This is a genomic window from Bradyrhizobium sp. (assembly GCF_049798375.1).
Classification (GTDB): Bacteria; Pseudomonadota; Alphaproteobacteria; order Rhizobiales; family Xanthobacteraceae; genus Bradyrhizobium.
This window is the reverse complement of record NZ_JBARGP010000068.1, coordinates 1-6,298: the sequence shown is the minus strand read 5'-3', so window position 1 is coordinate 6,298 and position 6,298 is coordinate 1. Positions and strand designations below refer to the sequence as shown.

Annotated in this window: 8 protein-coding genes; 2 read left to right on the top strand and 6 right to left on the bottom strand. The window is 62.8% G+C overall.

The features are described 5' to 3' along the window. The 3 genes from WA702_RS02995 to WA702_RS02985 all read right to left on the bottom strand — a co-directional run. Window positions 1-1,481: molybdopterin cofactor-binding domain-containing protein (locus tag WA702_RS02995; protein WP_425109038.1), on the bottom strand; the 1,481-nt coding region annotated here is incomplete at its 3' end. Then, a complete protein-coding gene (locus WA702_RS02990; protein WP_425109037.1) occupies window positions 1,478-1,972 on the bottom strand; it encodes a (2Fe-2S)-binding protein in 495 nt (164 codons plus the stop codon). The genes WA702_RS02995 and WA702_RS02990, both read right to left, overlap by 4 nt. Then, on the bottom strand, window positions 1,969-3,297 hold the full coding sequence (locus WA702_RS02985) for a c-type cytochrome (RefSeq protein WP_425109036.1): 1,329 nt from the start codon (window positions 3,295-3,297) through the stop codon (window positions 1,969-1,971). Before WA702_RS02985 ends, WA702_RS02990 begins: the two co-directional genes overlap by 4 nt. Window positions 3,298-3,646: 349 nt before the next feature. On the opposite strand from WA702_RS02985, the gene WA702_RS02980 reads away from it, so the two are divergent. Beyond that, window positions 3,647-3,907, top strand: coding sequence for a hypothetical protein (locus WA702_RS02980; protein WP_425109035.1), 261 nt, complete (start codon window positions 3,647-3,649; stop codon window positions 3,905-3,907). A 294-nt stretch (window positions 3,908-4,201) separates the two neighbouring features. Continuing rightward, entirely contained in the window at window positions 4,202-4,396 is a 195-nt protein-coding gene (locus WA702_RS02975) for a hypothetical protein (RefSeq protein ID WP_425109034.1), read from the top strand. Between the two features lie 145 nt (window positions 4,397-4,541). Here WA702_RS02975 and WA702_RS02970 read toward each other — a convergent pair whose 3' ends face one another. From WA702_RS02970 to WA702_RS02960, 3 genes are all read right to left on the bottom strand, one after another. Continuing rightward, complete coding sequence (locus WA702_RS02970) at window positions 4,542-4,730, bottom strand: hypothetical protein (RefSeq protein ID WP_425109033.1); 189 nt, start codon at window positions 4,728-4,730, stop codon at window positions 4,542-4,544. A gap of 166 nt (window positions 4,731-4,896) precedes the next feature. Then, the gene (locus tag WA702_RS02965; RefSeq protein ID WP_425109032.1) at window positions 4,897-5,463 is read right to left on the bottom strand and encodes a DUF3419 family protein; all 567 of its coding nucleotides are present in this window, start codon (window positions 5,461-5,463) and stop codon (window positions 4,897-4,899) included. Between the two features lie 35 nt (window positions 5,464-5,498). Then, the gene (locus tag WA702_RS02960; RefSeq protein WP_425109031.1) at window positions 5,499-5,957 is read right to left on the bottom strand and encodes a DUF3419 family protein; all 459 of its coding nucleotides are present in this window, start codon (window positions 5,955-5,957) and stop codon (window positions 5,499-5,501) included. Window positions 5,958-6,298 lie beyond the last annotated feature (341 nt).

Below are 6,298 nucleotides of genomic sequence, written 5' to 3'. Positions count from 1 at the left end.
GGCAGCGGCAGAGGTTTTGGCGCCGGCACCTCGAATGGTTGCGCCATGTGCTGGGCCGCCAGCAACGAGCCGGCGCTACCGGGCCGCATCGAATGTGTATTGCTCCAGACCTCGAAATTCCAGGCGGCGATTTTCCCATCGGTGCCGAGCGAAGCCCTGAGCTTGGTCACCATCGCCGGACCAAACGGCTCCCAGGCGTGCTCCTGCTCGCGCATCCATTGCACGCGCACCGGCGTTCCCGGCATCGCGCGCGCGATCAACGCAGCATCCGCCGCGACATCGTCGGCACCATTGTGGCCGTAGCAGCCGGAGCCTTCGACGTGAATGCAGCGGACCTTGGCCGGCTGCACCCGCAGCATCTCGGCAATCGCCTGCCGGTCGGGATAGACACCCTGCGTATGCGTCCACACCGTCGTCAGATCGCCGGTGAGCTGCGCCACCGCGCAGGACGGTCCGATCGAGCCGTGCGACTGATAGGGCCGCGTGTAAGTCGCTGCCAGCGTGGTCTGCCCGGCTGCGGACGCATCGCCTCGTTCAAGGATCACGCTGTCCTGTGATTGCAGTCCAAGCAGGACGTCGGTGATGTCGTCCCGGCTCGGCAAATGTGCCGTCTCCTGCCACATCGCGGCGGCCGCCAACGCGTTCATCGCTTTTACCGCACGAAACTCCTTGTCCGCAACCACCGCAAGGAAATTGCCGTCACGGACCACCTTCACCACGCCCGGCATCTTCTCGACCGAGGCGGTCTCGCATTCGGTCAATTGCGCGCCATAGCTCGGCGGCCGCACCACGCGCGCGTGCACCATGCCGGGAAGCCGCATATCCTGGACATAGGCCTGACCGCCCGTAACCTTGGCCGGAATATCGACCCGCTGGATCGGCTGGCCCATCACGGTAAAGCTCGCCGGATCCTTCAACGGCGAAGTCGGCTGCGCCTGGACATGCAGCATACCATCGGCAATCAGCTCGCCATAAGTAAGCCTGCGGCCATCGGAGGCGATCACGGCGCCTTGCTCGGTGCGCAGCGCTTCCGCCGGGAGTTCAAGCCGCTTGGCAGCCTCCGCGACCAGGAGCGCGCGCGCTTGCGCGGCCGCGTTCAGGATAGCGGTGCCGCTGTCCTGCATCGAGTGACTGCCTGCGGTGTAGCCCTCATTCGCGGTCAGACCGGTGTCGGCAGTGACCACCTTCAGGGATGCAAACGGCACGTCGAGCTGCTCGGCCGCGATCTGTTGGAAGGCGGTCTTGAATCCCTGACCCAGTTCCGCCTTGCCGGTGAAGATCGTGATTGTGCCGTCGGCTTCGATGCGAAGCCAGGAATCGAGATAGGGCGCGGTCTTCAGGCTACCCAGTGGCTTGGGCGATGCACTCGCGGCCGCCCCACTCTGCTCCTGCCCTCGCGCGCCATGTAACGAAAAACTCACGACCAGCGCGACGCCACCGGCGAGCACCTGCCGTCGATCGAGAGTGAACGGACCGCTCATCGCGCGCCCCCCGTCGTTGTCGACAATTCGGCTGAATCCATCAGGCGCGAGGCGCGGTGAATCGCACGCAGGATGCGCATGTGGGTGCCGCAACGGCACAGATGCAGCGCGAGCTCGGCTCGGATCTCGGCATCGTCAGGCTTTGGATTGCGCATCAGCAGCGCCTGTCCCCGCATCATCATGCCGGCGATGCAATAGCCGCATTGCGCGGCCTGTTCCTCCATGAAGGCGCGCTGGATCGGCGCCGGGTTTGCGACATCGCCCAGCCCCTCGAGCGTGGTGACCTGCTTGCCGCGTAGCAGCAGGATCGGCGTCACGCAGGACAGCACCGCCTTGCCATCGACGATGACCGTGCACGAGCCGCACTGCCCAAGGCCGCAGCCGAACTTGGCGGCATTGAGCTTCAGATCGTCGCGCAGCACATAGAGCAGCGGCGTGTCGGGCTCGGCATCGACCTGGTGATCCCATCCGTTGACGTGCAATGTCATCATGGCTTGTCTCGCTGTGCCGCGTCGGCCGGCGCATTCTGCGGTCCGGCCGCTGTCCTGACATAAGCGGTCTGCGTCTGCCGCGCCTGTTTCACGATCTCTTCAACGTTCATCCACGCCGGTCCTTCGCCGAAGCGTGCTCGCAGATAGGTTAACAGCGCAGCGATCTGATTGTCGTCCATGCTGTTGCCGAAGCCAGGCATGATCGGGCTTCTCTCACCTGCGACCGGCTGCACACCGGCGATCACGATATTGGCGAGATTGCGCGGATCTGAGACGCTGACGGCAGTGGAGCGCGCAAGGTCGACGCCGCCATAGGGCAATGGCCTCGCGCTTTCGTGACAGCTCACGCACGCAGCCGCATAGATCGCCGCCCCGGGATCGCCGGATAAGCTAGCGACGCTCGGCGACGCCGCCTTACGATCGGTGGGAGCTTTGCCAAAGACATCGGCCATGTAGGTCGCAATATCAGTCACATCGCTCGCAGGCACCGAGGACAGATTGCTCACCACCTCCGCCATAGGGCCGCGCGCGGTGCCATGATCGGCATGCCAGCCCTGCCGCAAATAGGCGATGAGCGCTTCACGATCCCAATGCACCGGCGCCGGCGAATGTGTGTTGATCGCATAGGCCTGCCAGTTGTCGACATCGCCGCCAGAGAAGGAGGCATTGGTCCGCTCTGCCCCGAGCGCATTGCGCGGGGTATGGCAGGCGCCGCAATGCGCCAGCCCCTCGACCAGGTAGGCGCCGCGATTCCATTCCGCGCTCTTGTCAGGCGCAGGCCGATACGTCCCGTGATGCAGGAACAGCAGCTTCCAGCCTGCAAGCAGCCAGCGCTGGTTGTATGGAAACGAGACCTCGTTTGTCCGCGTCGGTGCGTGCACCGGCTCGCGGGTCATCAGGAAGGCATAGAGCGCGCGGTCGTCGGCATCGGAGATGTTGGTGAAATGGTCGTACGGAAACGTCGGGTAGAGATGATGCCCGTCGCGATCCACGCCCGCCCGCATGGCGCGGCGAAACGCGGCTTCGGACCAGCCGCCGATGCCGCTCTCGGGATCGGGCGTGATGTTGGTCGAAAAGATCGTGCCGAATGGCGTCGGCACCGGCAGTCCACCGGCAAAGTCGCGGCCGCCGCGCACCGTATGGCAGGTGTTGCAGTTGCCGATGGCAGCCAGATCGCGTCCGCGCCTGATCAGGTCGGGCCGAAACGACGTTGACGATGCCGGCGCGACCGCGGCTATCGCCGGCCGCCATACCAGTACAAACGCGCCACAGCCTGCGACGAGCAACACGGCCGCAACACCTGCAATGATCTTCGAGCGAGCCATCCGGTCAGCGGTCCTCCCGGCCATTGGTAGCACGATCATTGTTCGTCCGGCCGGTGCGACAGGCAACATCACCACCAGTTGAATTTGCGGCTCGTCCGCTCAGGTTGGGGAACCGGTCCGCGCCTTGAACGTTCCTGATCCGCTCCCGACGATACCCAGATCGAGGCAAGCACGGTGAGAGCAGACGCGCCATCTTCGCCAGACCAAACCGATCTCTACCCTGCTGAAAAGCCCGCGGCGGTGAGATCACCCTGAGGACATCCGCTCGACCTTGGGCGTTGTTCGGAGCTCTGGCAGGCGCCGTTCTCCCGGTGTTGATCCTCACATTGCAGAGATAGGAGTTCGTCCCATGCGGCCACGGAAGCGCTCAGTACGGCTCAATCCGACCATCATGCTCGAGATGGCCTGCCACACGGCCATGGGTGTCGCACTGGGGCTCGGCTTCGCATTCGCATTGACGTTCATTGACGCCTTCGGCATCGCGACCTTGATTGCCCACAGCTATCAGCCCAAGGTGACGCTTGCGCTCTTTGTCGGCACATTCACCCTGGCCTTTGCGGTCGGCGCGACACTCACCGGTCTGGTCTTCACGATCATGGAAGAGCGCTGAAGCTTCTTGTCCAGCAGCCCTCGATCTTCTCAGCATCTCGGCTGATAGTTGCGGTGCCCCGCCCCAAATGAGAATTGCGCCCCGGCCCGACTACGTGTGTCCCGAACGACTATCGGACGCGGGGCACGGCCGGAACTGGTTCGCTTCTTGGATGTTACACGAATGTCACAGCCACGCACATTGTGCGGCTGTTCTCCGTCCGTTCGAAACAGTTGATGACGGACCCACGTGCGCGAGCGGTAGGTTCGCGCGCGTGGTTGAGGTTCGCTTGGTCAAGTGCAAGGAGAGCCAAAAATGCCTGCGTACATCAGACATTGCGAAGATACCGAGCTCGCACCGGTCATGTGCCCCGGCTGCATCGGCCTGCTGCCTATGTTCGTGCGCGACGTCGAGCCGCATTGGAGCATGGCGAAGATCGACTTCATCTACGAGTGCGCGGACTGCGGCGCCGAGGTTCGCCACACCGTGAAGAAGCCGCTCGCGCACTGATCGACTTCGCGAGATGCGACGATGTTTCGCGTCTGATCAGGCGTAATCGGCGCTCTCGTGAGAGGCGCTTTGACGATTATGCATGTCAAGAACAGGTGGTGATCGGACCACCTGACTCATCGCCGGCTGGATGCCCCTTGGGCGCTCAGTGCGTGGCCGATGGCAAATCGGACCAACTGAGATTGCATTCCCGGAAATGCAGCGCGATTTCTTCGAGGGCGCGCTTTTCCCATTCTTCCGCCTGCGAAAGCCAAAACCCCTTGCGCTGCGTATCCAGGGCGGCACGCTCGCGACACAGATACTCCTGACTGCGGATATCGACGAGTTTGTTCATGCCCTCACTCCGGGGATACGAAGCCTGGATCGCTGGCATTATCTAACAGATCGGCGTTCGATTGATCTCACTCTACCGTGCGCAACGATGACTTTATCTTTGCCGGAACTTGAACAATTCACAATATCGCGTCATCCCGCGACGCAACATCGGCTGGCTGGCCCGGCTATCTGCGCAAATAGCAATGGAAGCCGCCATGAATAGCCCCGCGATCGAGTTCAAAGCCGACCGCACTGCGTTCGTCGTCGCGACGCCAGCTCTCGCGCAGGGTTGCAAGCTCTGCCCTTTCGAGCGGCGACTCGGCTCCTGCGGTGCGGAAGACCACGCACACTCGTTCGCTGCCGACGCGGTCGATGGCATCCCACAGTGTCCGAATGGCTTCCAGATTCAGCCAATCGTGCGAATGCGACAGCGCCACGGCATCGACCTCACGGGCAGGCAGACCTCGAAGAAATTCCAAGAGTCCGGCATGGACCGGAATGATGACGCCGGCACCGTTGCGCATCCTGGCGAACTGGCGACGCTGGAGATCAAGCGGCAAGCCCCGATCGCCAGGCCCGGGATAACGACGTGCCAGCGCCTGCCAAGCAAAGTAGTTGACCTCCTCAGGGTGCCGTTCGATCAACCTCAGCAGCCGCTCGTGAAGCACTTCCTGGAGCGGCCGTCCTGCGCCAAGCCGCGCACGCTGCGATGGTGCAATGCCGAACCCCGACAGCACGGCCGGCACCCGCATCAAGAATCGCAACGAACCCGCGTGAAACAGCCGGTCTAGCAGGCCAAGGCCTCCGTCCATTCAGGAGAGCCGGTTGTCCCGCTCAGCAGCACCTTTGCATCGATCCGAGCCAGCCTTGCGACCAACAAGGCGAAACCGATCGCGCGGCCAAGCAGACCGTGCCGATAGAGCCCGTCAGCGAAATAGGCATATCTCGGACGTTCGAACATGGTCATGCGGTCCCAATAGCATCGTGCCTGGGGGTCGAGCAGCGGACGCAGCCGCTCGACATAAAGCTGCTCATTCGCGGCCGACGATCCTTCGCCGAAGAACTGCCAGAATTGCTCATAAGTTGAGAGACTCCGCGCACCGGCCAGCTTCAGCTTGAGCAATGCGAGACGCGCATTGTCGCAATCGACCGCGTAGACCTGCGCCGGTTGTGCAGTGAGGTAGGACAGCGCATTACACCCGGTCGACGACGCGGCGACGATCGTCGATCCCAGCGGCAATCGCATCGCCGCCAGATCGGCCTCTGGATCTTCCCAGCTTTGCGTATGGACCACTTGTCGCAGGCAGAACGCGACGATCCTGTCCTAGATCGCTTCTTCGCTGCGCGGCGCGTCACTGCGCAACGCGCCGGCCATCAATCGAATCGCCATCGAAGCCTCGCCTCAACGATTCGATCAGACTATCGAATGCGCGCTGCAGTTTTACGACAGGCTACGCGGCGCCCGAACGCGTGTCATGTTGCGCCGGAGCTCGATGCCAGCAAACAATGCCAGTGCAAGCACGAACGGCAACAGATGATAGAGGATGCGAAAGATCAGGAGCGCAGCCAACAATGGCTCCTTGTCGT